The organism is Rhizobium sp. AAP43 (genome assembly GCF_001296045.1).
Taxonomy (GTDB): Bacteria; Pseudomonadota; Alphaproteobacteria; order Rhizobiales; family Rhizobiaceae; genus Allorhizobium.
This window is the reverse complement of sequence record NZ_LJHS01000049.1, coordinates 1-18,823: the sequence shown is the minus strand read 5'-3', so window position 1 is coordinate 18,823 and position 18,823 is coordinate 1. Positions and strand designations below refer to the sequence as shown.

General features: G+C 60.7%; 14 protein-coding genes. 6 read left to right on the top strand and 8 right to left on the bottom strand.

Features of this window, described 5'->3' with window-relative positions; translation table 11 throughout:
* From IP76_RS20250 to IP76_RS20230, 5 genes are all read left to right on the top strand, one after another.
* A complete protein-coding gene (locus IP76_RS20250; protein WP_054160058.1) occupies positions 1 to 1,287 on the top strand; it encodes an FAD-binding oxidoreductase in 1,287 nt (428 codons plus the stop codon).
* A gap of 172 nt (positions 1,288 to 1,459) precedes the next feature.
* On the top strand, positions 1,460 to 2,932 hold the full coding sequence (zwf, locus tag IP76_RS20245) for a glucose-6-phosphate dehydrogenase (RefSeq protein ID WP_054160057.1): 1,473 nt from the start codon (positions 1,460 to 1,462) through the stop codon (positions 2,930 to 2,932).
* Between the two features lie 13 nt (positions 2,933 to 2,945).
* Entirely contained in the window at positions 2,946 to 3,644 is a 699-nt protein-coding gene (pgl, locus tag IP76_RS20240) for a 6-phosphogluconolactonase (RefSeq protein WP_054160056.1), read from the top strand.
* 119 nt (positions 3,645 to 3,763) lie between these two features.
* Complete coding sequence (edd, locus tag IP76_RS20235; protein ID WP_054160055.1) at positions 3,764 to 5,581, top strand: phosphogluconate dehydratase; 1,818 nt, start codon at positions 3,764 to 3,766, stop codon at positions 5,579 to 5,581.
* A 277-nt stretch (positions 5,582 to 5,858) separates the two neighbouring features.
* Positions 5,859 to 7,655, top strand: coding sequence for a PAS domain-containing methyl-accepting chemotaxis protein (locus tag IP76_RS20230; RefSeq protein ID WP_054160054.1), 1,797 nt, complete (start codon positions 5,859 to 5,861; stop codon positions 7,653 to 7,655).
* 324 nt (positions 7,656 to 7,979) lie between these two features.
* Here IP76_RS20230 and IP76_RS20225 read toward each other — a convergent pair whose 3' ends face one another.
* The 8 genes from IP76_RS20225 to IP76_RS20190 form a co-directional block, all read right to left on the bottom strand.
* Positions 7,980 to 9,314, bottom strand: coding sequence for a DUF2778 domain-containing protein (locus tag IP76_RS20225; RefSeq protein ID WP_245281521.1), 1,335 nt, complete (start codon positions 9,312 to 9,314; stop codon positions 7,980 to 7,982).
* Between the two features lie 278 nt (positions 9,315 to 9,592).
* Positions 9,593 to 10,297, bottom strand: a complete 705-nt coding sequence (locus IP76_RS20220; protein ID WP_054160052.1) for an SDR family oxidoreductase — start codon at positions 10,295 to 10,297, stop codon at positions 9,593 to 9,595.
* 121 nt (positions 10,298 to 10,418) lie between these two features.
* On the bottom strand, positions 10,419 to 10,823 hold the full coding sequence (locus IP76_RS20215) for a hypothetical protein (RefSeq protein ID WP_054160051.1): 405 nt from the start codon (positions 10,821 to 10,823) through the stop codon (positions 10,419 to 10,421).
* A gap of 155 nt (positions 10,824 to 10,978) precedes the next feature.
* On the bottom strand, positions 10,979 to 12,070 hold the full coding sequence (locus IP76_RS20210) for an ABC transporter ATP-binding protein (protein ID WP_054160050.1): 1,092 nt from the start codon (positions 12,068 to 12,070) through the stop codon (positions 10,979 to 10,981).
* Positions 12,071 to 12,085: 15 nt separating this feature from the next.
* Positions 12,086 to 13,741: an alpha-glucosidase family protein gene (locus tag IP76_RS20205; protein ID WP_054160049.1), complete on the bottom strand. Its 1,656-nt coding sequence runs from the start codon at positions 13,739 to 13,741 to the stop codon at positions 12,086 to 12,088.
* A gap of 39 nt (positions 13,742 to 13,780) precedes the next feature.
* Complete coding sequence (locus IP76_RS20200; protein ID WP_054160048.1) at positions 13,781 to 14,926, bottom strand: carbohydrate ABC transporter permease; 1,146 nt, start codon at positions 14,924 to 14,926, stop codon at positions 13,781 to 13,783.
* Position 14,927: 1 nt separating this feature from the next.
* Positions 14,928 to 15,938 (bottom strand): carbohydrate ABC transporter permease, encoded by a 1,011-nt coding sequence (locus tag IP76_RS20195; protein WP_054160047.1) that lies wholly within the window; start codon positions 15,936 to 15,938, stop codon positions 14,928 to 14,930.
* Between the two features lie 117 nt (positions 15,939 to 16,055).
* Positions 16,056 to 17,414: an ABC transporter substrate-binding protein gene (locus IP76_RS20190; RefSeq protein WP_054160046.1), complete on the bottom strand. Its 1,359-nt coding sequence runs from the start codon at positions 17,412 to 17,414 to the stop codon at positions 16,056 to 16,058.
* A gap of 284 nt (positions 17,415 to 17,698) precedes the next feature.
* Here IP76_RS20190 and IP76_RS20185 point away from each other — a divergent pair, with 284 nt between their 5' ends.
* Entirely contained in the window at positions 17,699 to 18,730 is a 1,032-nt protein-coding gene (locus IP76_RS20185) for a LacI family DNA-binding transcriptional regulator (RefSeq protein WP_054160045.1), read from the top strand.
* Positions 18,731 to 18,823: the final 93 nt, after the last annotated feature.

Sequence of the window (18,823 nt, the reverse complement as noted above, 5' to 3'; positions counted from 1 at the left end):
ATGGCCTGGCAAAGCCCGATCGCACCGGGGATCTCCTGGTATCAGGACAGTGTCGGAGAGCGGCCGGTCTATCCGGCCCTCGACGGTTCTGTGACAACAGACGTCGCCATTATCGGCGGCGGCTTCACCGGGCTGCAGGCAGCCTACAATCTCGCAAGGCTCGGCGTTTCAGTCGTCCTCATCGAGGGCAACCGCTTCGGCGATGGCGCGTCGGGGCGCAATGGCGGTCAGCTTGGCACCGGCCAGCGCGCCTGGCCGGACGAGCTGGAGGCAGAATTCGGCTTTGAACGCTCCAAGGCGCTGTTCGACATGGCGGAAAACGCCAAACATTACCTGCTCGACTTTGCCGAGCAGCATGGCATCGACATCGACTACCTGCCTGGCCAGATGAACGTGTCGCATAAGGCCAAATATGCAAGCGAATATCGGCGCTCGGCCGAGATTATGGCAACGCGCTACGGCTATCCGCATGTCGCCTTCATGGAGCGTGCGGAAACTGAGGAGCGGCTCGGCTCCGGGCGCTACCATTGCGGTGTGCGCGATACCGGCACCGGCCATATCCACCCGCTGAAGCTGCTCGTCGGTCTCGCGCGCGTCGCCGCGGGAGCCGGGGCACGCCTCTGCGAGATGACGCCAGCCTCCGCCATTTGCCAGGCAAGCGGCAAAACGATGATCGACACGCCGAAGGGCACGATAACAGCAGATCGCCTGCTGATCGCCACCAATGCCTATATCGGCAATCTCGAGCCAGTGACGGCCGCCCATGTCATGCCGATCCGCTCCTTTATCGGTGCAACCGTGCCGCTCGACAAATTTCCGTCGATCCTGCCCGGCTCGGAAGCGGTGGCCGACAGCCGGTTCGTCGTTCGCTACTTCCGCAAGAGCCGCGATGGGCGCCTGCTGTTCGGCGGACGGGAAGCCTATACGGCGGACAGCCCGCGCGACATTTCGAGCCATATCCGCCGGCAGATCGCCGAAATTTATCCAGAACTTGCCGAAATCGAAATGACCCATGCCTGGGGCGGCTCCGTCGGTATTACCATGCCGCGCAAGCCCTTTGCCCGCGATGTCATGCCGGGCGTCACTTCGCTTGCCGGCTATTCCGGACATGGCGTGATGCTGTCAAACTATTCCGGCAAAATGTATGCCGATATGATTGCGGGAAATGCGCGGGAACTCGACCTTTTCAAGGACCTGAAGATCCCAGCATTCCCCGGCGGGGCGAGACTTCGCAAACCGTTGCTGTTCCTGGCATTGACCTGGTATGCGCTGCGGGACCGGTTCTGAGGTCGCGTACCGGGTCTGCTGCTCTTGCCGCGGGTGTGGCGCGTTGTCGCAAATTCGCATCTGCGGCACGCATCAACGACACGCGATTGTAAAATCCGCCCCTTCGGGGTGGCTTTTTTAAATCGATTAGATTAGAACACCTCCAACCAAATTGCCGAATGAGAGATGCCGTATGAGCAGCCAGATCATCCCAGTGGAACCCTTCGACTACGTCGTCTTCGGCGGCACCGGTGACCTTGCCGAGCGCAAGCTGCTGCCGGCGCTGTATCATCGACAGCTGGCCGGTCAGCTGACGGAGCCGACGCGGATCATCGGTGCCTCGCGCACCGCGATGACCGATGAGGAATATCGCAACTTCACGCTTGCAGCGCTGAAGGAACACCTGAAGTCGGAAGAGCTCGAAGAGAGCGAACTGACCAAGTTCCTCGCCCGCATCCACTATGTGTCGGTCGATGCGAAGTCGGACCAGGGTTGGGACACGCTGAAGAAGCTGCTCGACCAAGGCAAGGACATTGTTCGCGCCTTCTATCTGGCGGTTTCGCCCTCGATCTTCGGCGACATTGCCGACAAGATCCGCGACCACAAGCTGATCACCAAGTCGACCCGCATCGTCGTTGAAAAGCCGATCGGCCGGGACCTCGCCTCGGCGCAGATCCTCAACGACACGATCGGCAAAGTGTTCAAGGAAGACCAGATCTTCCGCATCGACCACTATCTCGGCAAGGAGACGGTGCAGAACCTGATGGCGCTGCGCTTTGCCAACGCGCTTTATGAGCCGCTGTGGAATTCCGCCCATATCGACCACGTGCAGATCACAGTTGCCGAATCCGTCGGCCTGGAAGGCCGCGTCACCTATTACGACAAGGCCGGCGCGCTGCGCGACATGGTGCAGAACCACATCCTGCAGCTGCTCTGCCTTGTCGCCATGGAAGCCCCCTCTTCGCTCGACGCCGAAGCCGTGCGCGACGAAAAGCTCAAGGTGCTGCGCTCGCTGAAGCCGATCACGCCCGCCAATGTCGAGAAGCAGACTGTGCGTGGCCAGTACCGCGCCGGTGCCTCTGCCGGTGGCGCCGTCAATGGCTACCAGGAAGAACTGGGCTCCGCTTCGGACACCGAGACCTTCGTGGCGATCAAGGCCGAAATCAACAACTGGCGCTGGGCTGGCGTACCCTTCTACCTGCGCACCGGCAAGCGGCTCGCAACCCGCATGTCCGAGATCGTCATCACCTTCAAGCCGATCCCGCATTCGATCTTCGGAGAGAACGCTGGCCGGATCGAGGCCAACAAGCTCGTCATCCGCCTGCAGCCGGACGAAGGCGTCAAGCAGTGGCTGATGATCAAGGATCCGGGCCCGGGCGGCATGCGCCTGCGCCATGTATCGCTCGACATGAGCTTTGCCCAGGCCTTCGACGTGCGCAATCCGGACGCCTACGAGCGCCTGCTGATGGACGTCATCCGTTCGAACCAGACGCTGTTCATGCGCCGTGATGAAGTGGAAGCTGCATGGACATGGTGTGATCCGATCCTGAAAGCTTGGGAAGAGACCGGGCAGAAGGCGCAGGGCTATACGTCTGGCACCTGGGGTCCGAGCCAGGCCATTGCGCTGATCGAGCGCGACGGCCGCACCTGGCATGAAAACGACTGAGGCCGGGAACACCATGGCACATCAGATGAACAGCTTCGAGAACGGCGCAGCACTGGCGGAAGGTCTTGCCGACCGCGTCGCAGCAGCCCTTTCCGGCGCCATTGCCGCCACCGGCGAAGCGACGCTTGCCGTCTCCGGCGGTTCCACACCGAAGGCGTTCTTCGAGGCTCTCTCGACACGTGACCTCGACTGGGACAAAGTGAAGATCACGTTGGTCGATGAGCGTTTCGTGCCGGAAGACAATCCGCGCTCGAACCACCTGCTGGTCAAGACGCATCTTATCAAGAACGCAGCCGCTAACGCGGTGTTTGTTCCGCTCTACCAGCCGGAAGCGACGATCGAAGAGGCAGCGAAGGCCGCAACCGGCGTCGTGCCGGGCATGCAGGCAGCATTCGATGTGGCCATCCTCGGCATGGGGACAGACGGGCATACCGCATCCTTCTTTCCCGGCGGTGACAACCTTGCCGCCGCACTCGATCTTGGCCAGCCACGGCGCGTCATGACGATGGAAGCACCGGGTGCAGGCGAGGCTCGCCTGACCCTGTCCTTCTCGGCTCTCCACGATGCCGGTCTTTTGGTGGTGCATATCGAGGGTGCGGAAAAGAAGGCGGTGCTGGATAAGGCGCTTTCGGGCTCCGATGAAGCCGAAATGCCGATCCGGGCCGTGCTTGAACGGGCGCGGACACAACCCGACATCTACTGGGCACCCTGAACGGTGCCCGGCCCACTGGGGGTAAGCCAGGGGGTCTTTGCGTCCATGACGAGTTTTCGGGCCCTTCAGGCCCCGCGCGGATGCGCTCACCCGCCCGCGCCAGATCAGGAGCGAATCCGATGAGTGCAGACAGCCGTATCGAAGCCATTACCAAGCGGATCGTCGAACGATCCAAGCCAACCCGCGAGGCCTATCTCGACCGCACGCGCCGGGCGATTTCGAAGGGCGTCCATCGCTCGACGCTCTCCTGCGGCAACCTTGCGCACGGCTTTGCCGTCTGTTCCCCCAAGGACAAGGATGCGCTGGCCGGCGACGTTGTGCCGAACCTTGGCATCATCACGGCCTACAATGACATGCTCTCCGCGCACCAGCCCTTCGAGACCTATCCGGCGCTCATTCGTCAGGCAGCGTCCGAGGCCGGTGGTGTTGCACAGGTTGCCGGCGGCGTGCCGGCCATGTGCGATGGCGTGACCCAGGGTCAGCCGGGCATGGAGCTTTCGCTCTTCTCCCGCGATGCCATTGCGATGTCGGCGGCCATTGGCCTGTCGCACAACATGTTCGACAGCTCCGTCTATCTCGGCGTTTGCGACAAGATCGTGCCCGGCCTAATGATTGCGGCGCTGACCTTTGGCCATCTGCCCGCCGTCTTCATCCCGGCAGGTCCGATGACCACCGGTCTTCCCAACGACGAGAAGTCACGCATCCGCCAACTCTATGCGGAGGGCAAGGTTGGCCGCGCCGAACTCCTGGAAGCGGAATCGAAGTCTTATCATGGCCCCGGCACCTGCACCTTCTATGGCACTGCCAACTCCAACCAGATGCTGATGGAGATCATGGGCTTCCACCTGCCCGGCGCCTCCTTTATCAACCCCGGCACGCCGCTGCGCGATGCGCTGACCAAGGAAGCGGCGAAGCGGGCACTTGCGATCACAGCGCTTGGCAATGAATTCACGCCTGCCGGCGAAATGATCGACGAACGCTCGATCGTCAACGGCGTGGTCGGCCTGCATGCCACGGGCGGTTCGACCAATCACACACTGCACCTGATTGCCATGGCGCGCGCCGGCGGCATTCAGCTGACTTGGCAGGATATCTCGGATCTCTCCGACATCGTGCCGCTGCTTGCCCGCGTCTATCCGAACGGGCTTGCCGACGTGAACCATTTCCATGCCGCTGGCGGCATGGGCTTCTTGATCAAGCAGCTCTTGAAGGCCGGATACGTGCATGACGATGTCCGCACTGTCTACGGTCAGGGGCTTGCCGCCTACACGATCGATCCGAAGCTTGCCGAGGACGGCACGGTTTCCCGCCAGCCTTCATCGGAAGAAAGCGCCGATCCCAAGGTGCTGACCACGATCGACAAGCCGTTCCAATCAAATGGCGGCCTGAAGATGCTTGCCGGCAATCTCGGGAAATCAGTGATCAAGATTTCCGCCGTCAAACCGGAACGCCATGTCATCGAGGCGCCTGCAATCGTCTTCCACGACCAGCAATCCCTTCAGGATGCCTTCAAGGCCGGCAAGCTGGAGCGCGACTTCATCGCGGTTGTCCGTTTCCAGGGCCCGCGCGCCAACGGCATGCCCGAACTGCACCGCCTGACGCCGCCGCTTGGCGTGCTCCAGGACCGCGGTTTCAAGGTGGCTCTTGTGACCGACGGGCGCATGTCCGGTGCATCAGGCAAGGTACCGGCTGCCATCCACGTCACGCCCGAAGCCGTCAGTGGCGGCCCGATTGCCCGGATCCAGGATGGCGACATCATTCGGCTTGATGCAGTGGCTGGCACGCTCGAGGTTCTGGTCGATGCCGCAGAATTTGAGGCGCGCACGCCGGCAACCACCAACCTCGACGATAACGAGTTTGGGATGGGACGCGAGTTGTTCGCCAGCTTCAGAAGGATCGCGGGACCGGCCGATCAAGGCGCAAGCGTTCTATTCTGAACAAACGTCAAATCCAGCGAAAATAGACAGGGGCCGCGAAATCTTCGCGGCCCTTTCTTTGTGTGCAGGATCAAGACTTTAGGGCAAGTCATGCGTGCATATCGGCATCCTTAACACTTTCGATACTGCTAATTTTGTAAATTGCTCACAGAGAAAAACTCGTAAAAACAAGCAGGTATACAAACTATCTGTCAGAGAGCGGTTTTCTCAGCCTTGTCGACACTCGCCGCAAGCGACGCATATTACCCAATGACCTCTGGCAAAGGACCAGGTGCACATGTTCGGCTTTTCTTCAACGACCCGTCCGCAACTTGCCTCTCTTGAGGTGATCACCGCCAATATCATGATCGCCGACCCAGACCTTAACATTCGGTACATGAATTCAGCGGTGAAGGACCTCCTTCGCGAGGCGGAGAGCGATCTGAAAAAGGAGCTGCCACGTTTCGACTTCAACAAGTTGATCGGCAGCAATATCGACATCTTCCATAAGAACCCGAGCCATCAACGCAATATGCTGAGTACGCTTCACAATCAGCACAAGGCAACGATCTGGGTGGGCCATCGGGCTTTTGATCTGATCGTGACACCCTTGCTGGAGGGTACGAAAACCACTGGGTTTGTCGTGGAATGGGCAAATGCCTCCGAGCGTCTTCAAAACATGGACTACAAGGCGCAGCTGGAAGCCATCAGTCGCGCACAGACCGTGATCGAATTCACCCCGGACGGTGTCGTGGTGACTGCGAATGAGAATTTTCTGTCCGCGACCGGCTACACCCTGTCCGAGATCAAGGGGAAATCGCATCGCATGTTCCTTGCGCCCGGTCCGGATGGTGACAAGTACTTCGAGCAAATCTGGACGGATCTGCGCGCCAACAAACCGCGCATTGGTGACATCGTCCGTTTTGGCAAGGGTGGCAGGAAGCTCGACCTCAACGCTTCCTACAACCCCATCGTTGACGACAAAGGGCGCGTCATCAAGGTGGTCAAGTTCGCCAATGATGTCACGGAACGTGTAAATGCCGTCGCCACGATCGGCGACGCCCTGACGAAAATGGCAGATGGTGATCTCAGCTTCACTCTCGACAAGCCGTTCGCACCCGACTTCGAGTCCTTGCGCAAGAACCTCAACGAGGCTGTTTCACAGCTTGCCTCGACGCTGGCAGCCGTATCGAGTTCGACAGAACACATCGATGGCGGAAGCCGGGAGATCAGCCACAGCACCAATGATCTCTCGAAGCGCACTGAACAGCAGGCCGCGGCTCTCGAAGAGACGGCCGCTGCGCTAGATCAGATCACCGTCAATGTCAGCAATGCCTCCAAGCGTGCCGAGGAAGCCCGGCATTCGAGCGAGACCGCCAATAGCAGCGCTACGCGCTCAGGCGAGATCGTGGCAGAAGCCGTCGGGGCGATGGCGCGGATCGAGCAGTCGTCGAACCAGATCTCCAACATCATCGGGGTCATCGACGAGATCGCCTTCCAGACCAACCTTCTCGCCCTTAATGCTGGCGTCGAAGCCGCGCGTGCGGGCGAAGCGGGCAAGGGCTTTGCCGTTGTTGCGCAGGAAGTCCGCGAGCTTGCCCAGCGCTCCGCGCAGGCGGCAAAGGAGATCAAGGAGCTCATCCGCAACTCCTCAAACGAAGTCGACAAGGGCGTCAAGCTGGTCAGCGAAACAGGCGTGGCTCTGAAGACGATCCAGGACAACATTGTCGCGGTGAATGACCACATGCAGTCGATCGCAAGCTCGGCCCGCGAGCAATCGACCGGCCTCTCGGAAGTCAACTCTGCCGTCAACCAGATGGACCAGGTGACCCAGCAGAATGCAGCCATGGTCGAGGAATCGAATGCCGCCAGTGCCTCTCTGGCGCAGGAAACGCTTCGTTTGCGCGAGCTCATCAGCCGGTTCAAACTCAGCCGTCACCATACGGACCAGTTCGCCACCCTACCAACACCCTCGACAAGCACGACTGCGCCGCGATCTGCGCCTGCCCCTACGCCCACCCGTCAGGCCACCCGCCCTGCTCCGGCTGCGCAAGGAAATGCAGCGCTCAAGCAGGATGACTGGCAAGAGTTCTGATCAGCCGCAGCATAACAGCACCCGTGGCCGGCTCTTCTGAGCCGGCCTTTTTTTGTGATGGGGGGTTGTGCACGCTGCCGCCAATCTAAACGCCTTATCCTCCCTGTCCGACTGCGCCTGCACTCCGCCTCCGACAACCCCCACCCTACCTCCCCGAGGACGCAGCAACCGACAGATTCAGCCTCGCTGCATCATCAACCCGTCAGCCACGATCGCGGGGCTACGTGTCATGGATGTTTCTCGCGCAGTTCCAACAAGAAAACCCTCTCCCGGCATTAGCCGCGGAGAGGGTTTTGCAAAAGCCTTCGACTTAAACGGTGAGCTTTAGAGCATCGCCAGATAGGTGGGCAGGTGGCGCATCGACGGCACCACGATCAGGGTCTTCACGTCGCCCCGCTTGAAGGCGTTGAGGAAGCGGGGATAGTTGTCGAAGACCACACAGCCGGAAGAATCTCCACGGCGGCGCAGCAGATAGGTATGCGTGAGGAAACCGTCCCGATTGTACATCTTGGCGGAGCCGACCGGTGTCATGCGGATGGCTTCGACACCGTGGAAGCGGCTTTCGCGCATGCGCAGGCTGTAGACGTTCGGCGGCGTTGGGCCAAAATTCTTCACATGGACGAATTTCGGATTATCCCGCATGTTCCCGCGGCCGGAATGAGCCTGCAGCTTTTCGCCATTCGGCATGTGCACGACACCGTCCTCGATGACGTAGACGGCGATCCGGCTTCCTGGACCTGGCAGCTTGTCCTTGCGATTGAAAATGCCGCCGGCACCATCATCCGTCGTGACCGGATTGTCCGGCTTGGCATAGGCCAGCATATTGAAGAGGGTCTTGCGCTCCGGCTTGGTCTCAACCTTGGCCGGCTTCTGCGGCGCGGCCTTGGCAACCGATTCAGCAACGGATGGCTCCGGGTCGGGGATTGCCGCAACACGCGGACGGATGGACGGCAGCGGGCCATCATCCGGCAAGGCATCATGATCGGAAGCTGCATCTTCGATCAGGAGTTCCGCAAAAGGCTGATTGTCGGCCTGGGCTTCCGCCATGACGGTCGTTGCCGGAGCCGTAGCTGCATAACCAAGTGCTGGTACTGTCGGCGAAACAGACGCCATTTCGACGGCGGGCGCAGTCGTCGGGATCGATGCTGTCGTGACCGGATCGACCGGCGGCTTTACATCTGCTTCGGCGTGATCAGCCGATTGTCGGACTGCGGCCGCCTGCTGCTGCCGTTCAGCCGCCGCTTTCGCCAGGACTTCGCGCAGCACATTCATTGCCTCTGCGGTCGCGATGCTTTCCACGCGGGTAAACAACAGCCGGTCGGACTTGTCGACGGCAACCAGCTGCATGGCGGCTGGCAACATCAGCAGGCTGATGCGATCCGATTCCGCAATGGCTGCGGCAAAGCGCTGATGGATCTGGGACAAGGCCGCATGATCGCGCATCTGGATGCGATCCGGTGTCGATTTCAGCGGCTGGGCGATCGCCAGTTCCGGTCGCGGCAGCGGATAGCCAGCGGAGGCGGACGGCGCCATCTGATCGGGCGAGAGGCCCTTCAGCATGGCAAAAGAGGCTATCCCCCAGAAGAACAGCGCCGAGCTGACGCCGAGAATCGTCGGGAGATTCGAGCCGCGCGCAGGCTTGCGCGACTTCGTCTTCACAACGGCGGATGGGTTCCTGCCGGGGACCTTTTTGGTCGAGGACGCCATACTCAAAAACTCGCTTACCGAAACTCTTGAAGCCGGCACCTATCAGCGGATGCAGGCGATACTGAGACAACACGGCCAACGGGCTGGCCGCGTATCTGACCCAAGAATGAAGAAGTTTGGTAACCAACAGGTTTACGGCGCGAACACTTTCGTCATATTCCGGCGTTCTCCCCCCATTCCAGGGGGAGCAAGTACAGCGGGCGGCCGGAAGGCCTTTCTGCCCGCGGAGATCAGACGTGGCGTGTCAGCCCGCCATCAACCTTGATGTTCTGGCCGGTAATGTAACCGGCGCCATCGGATGCGAGAAATGCGATGGTGGCGGCAACCTCCTCGCTGGTGCCATAGCGCTGCATCGGAACGGAATCCCGGCGCTCCTCAGTCGCCGGCAGGCTGTCGATCCAGCCCGGCAGGACATTGTTCATCCGGATGTTTTGCGCCGCATACGTATCGGCAAAGATCTTGGTGAAGGATGCGAGGCCGGCGCGGAAGACCGCCGATGTCGGAAACATCGCGCTTGGCTCAAAGGCCCAGGCCGTGGAGATATTGATAATCGTACCCGACTTCTGCTCCTGCATGACCGGCACCACGAGACGTGTCGGCCGGATGACGTTGAGCAGATAAACGTCCATACCGGTCACCCATTGCTCGTCGGTGATATCGAGAATGGAGGCGCGGGGGCCGTGACCTGCGCTGTTGACCAGCACATCAATGCGGCCGAACCGTTCGAGCGTTCCGTCAACAAGGCGCGAAAGATCATCGCTCGAGCGGTTTGAGCCCGTGACTCCGTAGCCACCCAGTTCTGCGGCGAGCGCCTCACCCTTGCCGGAGGAGGACAGGATGGCGACCTTGAAGCCATCTGCTGCCAGACGCCGCGCGGCTGCCGCCCCCATTCCGCTTCCGCCTGCTGTGACGATGGCTACCTTTTCCTGCGACATGGCTCTTCTCCGATGATTTTCTCGAAGATCGAAGCTCCAGAGACGGAAGTCCAGTCAGAAATATTGAGGACCAGTGCAGCATCGCCGCACCGGCCCTTACATCATTGTTCGAGAAAGGTGACTACCAGCTGCGCACGTCGAGCACGCGGTCCTTGTGGGCTGGATGGGTCGAGAAGATAAAGATCCGGTCGAGTTCCTTCTGGGTCAGAAGGCGCAGGAAACGGACTTCTGCCGTGTTGTTCGCGAAAGTCTTCATCAACACCGCGCCGATCTTCGTGATGCGCGCATCGGGGATGTCGAGATAAAACTGCTTGGGGAGATTGACCTGCGTGAGCAGGGCGACAACCGCGCCGCTCTGGGAGATGCGAATCACGTCGCAGCGGCGGGCTGCAATATGGGTCATGCCGTTTTCGGTGTATTCCAACCGACCGGCATTCATCGTGTCTTCCATGCGGAACCGGTTTTCCCGATCATACATGAAGGACTCTTCCTTCTTGAGGAAATGGGAGCCGCCTGCCGTGCCCATGCTGTCTACCCTTGTCTTTTTCTCATTTCTTATGGGCAAAAAGCTATCAGGCACAACTTAACAGTCGGTATTGCCCACGGGGCCATTCCTTGCCGGCAAGTGCCGAATAGAGACCCCTGTGATCCTAGGGATAACAGGGGCTTAATAGCGCCGTCTTAGCGACGATATGTTTTGCCGTCGGCATCGAAGAGGTGAAGCTTGGTGCGGTCTGCCGCAAATCGCAGCGTCTCGCCCTTCTTGACCGCGACAATGCCGGGAAGCTTGACCACGACAGGCTCGTCTTCGACCGAGGGTCCGTCGACATAGAGCATGGTCACCTCGCCCAGCGCCTCGACGATGGTGACGGTTCCCTCGAAGAGGAAATCCGGGCCGGTGGCGATGGCCAGATCTTCCGGGCGGACCCCAAAGCTTGCCGCTTTGCCCTGCTCGGTGGCGGCAGTCGCGAGATCGAGCGAGACCTCTGATCCGTCCCGAAGCTTGATGGTTGTCGCAGCACCGGTCGCGGTGATCGTCGCGGGCATGATGTTCATGGCTGGCGAGCCGATGAACTGGGCGACAAAGAGGTTGGCCGGACGCTCATAGAGTTCCAGCGGTGGACCGACCTGCTCGATACGGCCGGCAGAAAGCACCACGATCCGGTCTGCAAGCGTCATCGCTTCGACCTGGTCGTGGGTGACGTAGATCATCGTCGTGTCCGGCATCGTTTCGTTGAGCTTGGCAATCTCGATACGGGTTGCCACGCGCAATGCGGCGTCAAGGTTCGACAAGGGCTCGTCGAACAGGAAGACCTTGGGGTCACGGCAAATGGCGCGCCCGATGGCAACGCGCTGACGCTGGCCACCGGAAAGCGCCTTTGGCAGGCGATCGAGATAGGGATCGAGCTGCAGGATCGCCGCTGCCGAACGGACGCGGCGGTCAATCTCGTCCTTGCTCTCGCCGGCAATGCGCATGCCGAAGGCCATGTTGTCGTAGACGGTCATATGCGGATAGAGCGCATAGGACTGGAAGACCATGGCAATGCCGCGCCGCGAGGGCGGCACGTCGTTGACGAGTTGGCCATCGATCCACAGTTCGCCGCCGGAAATCTCCTCCAGGCCGGCGATCATGCGCAGGAGCGTGGACTTGCCGCAGCCCGAGGGGCCGACGAAGACCACGAACTCCCCCTTCTTGATCTCCAGATCGACCCCATGGATGACCTTCACCTGACCATAGGCCTTGCGAATATCCTTGAGAACCACACTCGTCATGTTCTTCCTCCCCTGTCAGGCGTGGCGCGCGAAATAGGCGCCCCAGGCCGGCAACTCCACATTATTGTTCTTGATGTCACTGACGAAACCATGGCCTTCGAGGCCGACCCACTGACCTTCGGGCAGGGCAATGGACGCGGGCTCCGCCGACATATTGAAGACGCAGAGAAGCCGCTCATTGCCGAGCGCGCGGGTGTAGACCAGCGTCCCCTCGTCTGCCTGATGGAATTCGACATCGCCCTTGGCAAAGGCCGGATGCTGACGACGGAAGGTCAGGAAACGACGATAATGCTCCAAGACCGAGTCCGGCTTGCCGACTTGCGTATTCACCGAGCGCAGCACATGCTCCACGGGAATGGGAAGCCAGGTCTTCGGTGCTGTCGAGAAGCCTGCCTGGGCGGCGTGATCGTCCCAGACCATCGGCGTGCGGCAGCCATCGCGGCCCTTGAATTCCGGCCAGAACTGGATGCCGTAGGGGTCCTGCAGATCCTCAAAGGCGATCTCGGCTTCGGTCAGCCCCAGTTCTTCGCCCTGGTAGATGCAGACGGACCCGCGCTGCGTCAAAAGAAGTGCTGCCATCATCCGCGTATAGGCTTCGCGGTCGACGACGGCGGCACCCCAGCGGCTGATATGGCGGACGACGTCGTGATTGGAGAAGGCCCAGCAGGCCCAGCCTTCGGGGGCGGCCGTTGCAAAGGCGTTCTGTGTGTTGCGCACGACTTCCGGCGTCAGCGGCTCCGGCGCCAGGAATTCGAAGGCATAACACATCTGCATCTTGTCGTTGCCGGAGGTGTATTCACCGACAATTTCCAGACCGCGCTGGCTGTCGCCAACTTCGCCGACGGCGGCAATGGCCGGGTATTCGTCGAGAAGGGCACGGAAGCGCTTGAGGAAGGCGATGTTTTCAGGACGGTTCTTGTCGTAGATGTGTTCCTGGAAATTGTAGGGGTTGACGGCGGGTGCCGTCGACGCGTTGCGACGCTCGGGTGCAAGCGGCGGATTATCCCTGAGTTCCTTGTCGTGGAAGTAGAAGTTGATCGTGTCGAGGCGGAAGCCGTCGACGCCACGGTCGAGCCAGAAGCGGGTTGCGGCAAGCAGGGCATCCTGTACTTCCGGATTGTGCAGGTTCATGTCCGGCTGCGAGGTCAGGAAGTTGTGCAGGTAGTACTGCATGCGGGTCGGGTCCCACTGCCAGGCGGAACCACCGAAGATCGACAGCCAGTTGTTCGGCGGCGTGCCGTCCGGCTTCGAATCGGCCCAGACGTACCAGTCGGCCTTGGGATTGACGCGGCTCGAACGGCTTTCAACGAACCAGGGATGCTGGTCGGACGAATGCGACATGACGAGATCGATCATGATCCGAACGCCCAGGCGGTGCGCCTCGGCAATCAGGCCGTCGAAATCGGCCAGCGAACCGAACATCGGATCGACATCGACATAGTTTGAGACGTCGTAGCCGAAGTCCTTCATCGGCGAGGTGAAGAAGGGTGAGATCCAGATCGCATCGGCACCGAGATCGGCGATATGCTGGAGGCGCGCAGTAATGCCCTTGAGATCGCCGATGCCGTCGCCGTTGGAATCCTGGTAGGAGCGCGGATAGATCTGGTAGATCACCGCACCGCGCCACCAATCCTTGTCCGCGGAAAGCGGCGATTGCATCGTTGAGCTCATAGTCATTCCTTATTGCGTGTCTGAGGTGAACCGGCCCGCTCAGCCGCCCTTCACCGAGCCCGCGAGCAATCCCCGGACGAGATAGCGTTGCAGGCTGAAGAAGACGAGAAGCGGGACGATGATGGTGATAAAGGCGGATGCCGTCAGGATTTCCCAGTTGCCGCCGCGAGAGCCGAGCAGGTTGACCAGACGACCGGTGAGAACCAGCTCCTTGTCGCCGGTGCCCAGGAAGACCATGGCCACGAGTAGATCGTTCCAGGTCCAGAGGAACTGGAAGATGGCAAAGGAGGCGAGCGCCGGGAAGGACAAGGGCAGCACGATCTTCACGAAAATCTCGAAATCGGAGGCGCCATCGACACGCGCCGATTCCATGATCTCGCGCGGCAGGCCGGCGATATAGTTGCGGAGCAGGTAGATGGCGAGCGGCAGGCCGAAGCCCATATGGGCAAGCCAGATGCCGAGATAGCCCTTGGCCGGCATTCCGAAGAAGGCGCCGACGCCATTGTACATCTTCAGAAGCGGAATCAGCGACATCTGCAGCGGAACGACGAGCAGGCCCACAATGACCGCGAGCAGGATGGCGCGGCCGGGGAACTGCATCCAGGCGAGCGCATAGGCCGCAAAGGCTGCAACGAGGATCGGAATGATGGTCGAGGGAATGGCGACCGTCAGCGAGTTGATGAAGGACTGACCAAGACCTTCGGCGGTCAGAACCGTCTGGTAGTTTTCCAGCGTGAAGCGTGGCGGCACCGAGGCCGTGAAGAAGATGCGGTCGCCGCGCGTACCCTCAAAGGCGGTCGGAGACTCGATGCGGAAGTCGCCATTCTCCTGAAGGATCAGCTTGCTGCCATCATTGCGCTCAGCCACCTGGCCTGGCTCGAAGGCTGCCGGGCTGTTGATATTCGTGCCGAAGGCCGAAACGGTGCCGCCTACCCCTTCAAAGACATTGCCGGAGATGACGTAGAGCGCGCCTTCCTGAACCTGAGCGCTTGGCGGCGGCGCGCGGTAGATCGCATTCTGGCTCGATGTGCCAAGCGCCGTCCACCAGCCGGAGGCCACGATCTGATCCTTGTCACGCAGGGACGAGATCAGAAGGCCGGCGGTTGGCAGCGTCCAGAGAGTGACCAGGAAAAGGACGGTGAGGTTGACGACGATCGTCAGCGGCGAGAATTTTCTCGTGATCATCTCAGTGTCCTTCCATTTCCCGGCGGGCATTGCGGATGTTCCAGATCATGATCGGCACGACCATGAGCATGATGACGACGGCAATCGCGGCACCCTTGCCGAAATCGCCACCGCCGCGGAACATCCAGTCGAACATCAGGTTCGCCAGAACCTGGCTCTGCCACTGGCCGTTTGTCATGGCGAGAACGATGTCGAAGACCTTGAGGACGAGAATGGTGATGGTGGTCCAGACGACCGCGATCGTGGTCCAGATCTGCGGCACCTTGATCTTGATGAAGATCTGCCAGGGGTTGGCGCCATCGATGACAGCCGCCTCGATCGTTTCTTCCGGGATGCCGCGGAGTGCGGCCGACAGCAGCACCATGGCAAAGCCGGTCTGGATCCAGATCAGGATCACCATCAGAAAGAAGTTGTTCCAGAAGGGCAGCGAGATCCAGATCTGCGGTTCGCCACCGAATGCCATGACGATGGCATTCAGGATGCCGATCTGCTCGGAGCCGGCATCGCGGTAGTCATAGACGAATTTCCAGATGACCGAGGCGCCGACGAAAGAAATCGCCATCGGCATGAAGATCAGCGATTTGGCAATATTGCCCCACCAGATGCGGTCGGTGAGCGCTGCGATGATCAGGCCGAAAAAGGTGGCGCCGGCCGGCACGACGATCAGCCACAGCATGTTGTTGTAGATCGACTGCCGGAATTCGGCATCGTTCAGCATCCAGCGATAGTTGGCGAGGCCGACATAATTGAGCCCGCCGCGATCCATGAACGAATAGGCGATCGAGGAAAACAGCGGATAGACGAGATAGATCGTCAGCGAGATGAGAGCGGGACCGAGAAACAGCCAGGGCCGGATGAGTGCCGCGATCCGCATGTTGCGGGAGGCTTTCGCCGAATCCGCGATCCGGGCCGGAAAGATCCGGTCGAGCAGCAGGTTCGAACCGTAGAAATATCCGATCGCCACGGCGACGCCGACGATGATCGTCAGCAATGCAAAGACTAACTGTTCCAAAGGTGTCCCTCCCCGTCGATCGCTCCGGTAGCCCTGCGGCATCCGGAGCTTTTTATCGTCGACTGTCGGGCCGTCCCTCCCTGGATCGGCCCGACCTGTTTTTTGAGGCGAAGGGGCTTAGTTCAGCCCGTCCCATGCCTTCTGGATGTCGGCTGCAACATCCGCGGCAGGCTTGCCGCCGGAGTAGTCAACCATGCCGGTCCAGAACGCGCCAGCACCGATCTTGCCCGGCATCAGGTCAGAGCCGTCGAAGCGGAAGGTGGTGGCGTTGAGCAGGATGTCGCCCTGCTTCTTCAGCGGCGCATTGCCATAGGCTTCCTTGTTGGCACCCTTGAACGGGGTGAGGAAGCCGGACTGGGCCATCCAGACTTCATGCGCGATCGGGGTCTTCAGGAACTCGATGAAGGCGCGGGCAGCCGGGCTGTCCTTGGTGATCATGGCAAGCGTGCCGGCGCCGAGCACCGGATTGCCGAGATCAGCTTTGGAGGCATAGGGCGGCATGTAGAAGAAATCAGCATCTTCACCGACAACCGTGCCTTCTGGGAAGAAGGACGGAATGAAGGAGGCCTGGTGGTGCAGGTAGCACTTCGGCGGCGCGCCGAAGAGACCCTTCGGGCTGTCGCGGAAGTCGGTGGAGGCCACAGCCTTGGAACCGCCATCAACGAACTTGTCGTTGCGGGCGAAGAAGCCGAATTCCTCGATCGCGGCTACCACGGCCGGATCGTTGAACTTCACTTCGTTGGTGACCCACTTGTCATAGACGTCGGCGGGCTGCGTGCGCAGCATCATGTCTTCGACCCAGTCGGTTGCCGGCCAGCCGGTCGCACCACCAGAACCGAGACCAATGCACCACGGTGTGCCGCCGTCAGCCGCGATTTTTTCGGTGAGGGCCTTCAGCTCTTCCATGGTCTTCGGCACTTCATAGCCGGCGTCCTCGAAGTTCTCAGGCACGTACCAGACGAGCGACTTTACGTCGATCTTGTAAGGGAATGCATAGAGGGCGGGCGCGCCGTCCTTGCCCTTGTAGGTCGAGAGATCGACCCAGGACTGGCCGGCCGAATAGTTTTCGAGCAACCAGGCCTTGGTCTCGTCGCCGAGCGGCGTGACCTGGCCCTTGGAGGCGAGGTCGGCGATCAGGCCCGGCTGCGGCAGAATCGCGACATTCGGCGGGCTTCCGGCCTGCGTGTCGATAACGATCTGCTGCTCGTAGTTTTCCGAGGACGAATACTGGACGTCGATGCCGGTCGCATCCTTGAAATAGGCCAGGATGCTTTCGAACAGCACCTGGTCCTCACCACGCCAAGGTCCGAAGATCGTCAGGGTTTCGCCCTTCAGCGAGCTGTTGGCGGCCTTGAACGCTTCCAGGCTCGCCCAGTTGAACTTTGCATCCTCTCCCGGCTGAAACTTGAACTGTGCCGAAGCCGAGCCGGCAAACAGCGCTGCGGCAGCCACGGTCATCAGGAATATCTTCTTCATGTGATTAACCTCCCATCACATCGGACCGCCAAACGTCCGCTGGTTCATCGCTCGTCTTTCAAAGCGCTTTGGCTCCCAATTCATCACATCGGCGCGGATTGCGAGTCAAGTGCTTTCGTCACTCTGAACGAAATAGAAGCAGGCCGAATGCCAGCAAGATGCGGATGCTCATTTATCGTTCTAGAATTCGCTTGTTCTCGGGGTGGCGATTGCGGCATATTCAAAGCGCTTTGACACGCCGAAGGGAGGTTCGGCACCAAAGTTCGGGAAGAGGATGGCATAGCGTGAAGCTGAAAGAACTCTCGGCGCTGCTCGGTCTGTCGCAGACGACGATCAGCCGCGCGCTCAACGGCTATCCCGAGGTCAGCGAAGATACGCGCCGGCGGGTGCTGCAGGTCGCACAGGATACGGGTTACCGGCCCAACCGGGCAGCACAACGGCTTGCAACCGGCAAGGCGGGCTCGATCGGTCTGATCATGCCGACCGCGCCTGAGCAAAGCTCCGACATGCATTTCGCCGAGTTCCAGAGCGGTCTGGCGGAGGCTGCCATTCGCCAGGACTTCCACTTTGTCATCATGCCGACCCACAGGCAGGACGAGGAACAGGCCATCCGCTGGCTGGTCGCAAGCGGCAGCGTCGACGGATACTATCTTGCCTATCTCCGGGAGGATGATCCGCGCATTCCGCTCGCCCAGTCGCTCAACCTCCCCTTCATCGTGCACGGGCGGTCGATCGGCATTCCCGAGGACTACCCTTATCTCGACGTCGACAACGAGGATGCCTTTTACAGCGCGACACGGCTACTGACCCAGCTCGGCCATAAGCGGATCGCGCTGCTGAACGGCCCGAGCGAGCTGGACTTTGCCCTCCGGCGCAGGCTCGGAACAGAAAGGGCGCTGAACGCGACAGGCCTCCAGCTCGACGCGCGCCACGTGCGGCACAGTCTCATGGACGACGAGCAGGGCTATCGCGGCATGCGCGAGATCCTCACTGGCCCCGAGCGGCCGACAGCCGTGCTGTGTGCGAGCACGGTGCTGGCGCTGGGTGCCGTGCGGGCGATGAACGAACTGGGCTTAAAGCTCGGTCGCGACATGTCTTTGATCGCGCATGACGACGAGCTGCCACTGCTGAAACCGGAGAATTTTTCGATACCGCTCACGACAACACGCTCGTCACTGCGGGCGGCGGGAAAACGCGTGGGCGAGAGGTTGATCGCGATGATCAACGGCGCGCAACCGCCTCTGCCGGAGCGCGAATTGTGGAAGGCAGAACTGGTCGTCCGGGCCTCGACCGGACCGGCGCCGCAAGATATCTGACCCGGCGGCGCTCACGCCCGCCGTTCAGAACCGCGGCGCGTCCTCGCCAGCGCGGCGATAGGCGGCAATGACGGTATTGGCCATCAGCATGGC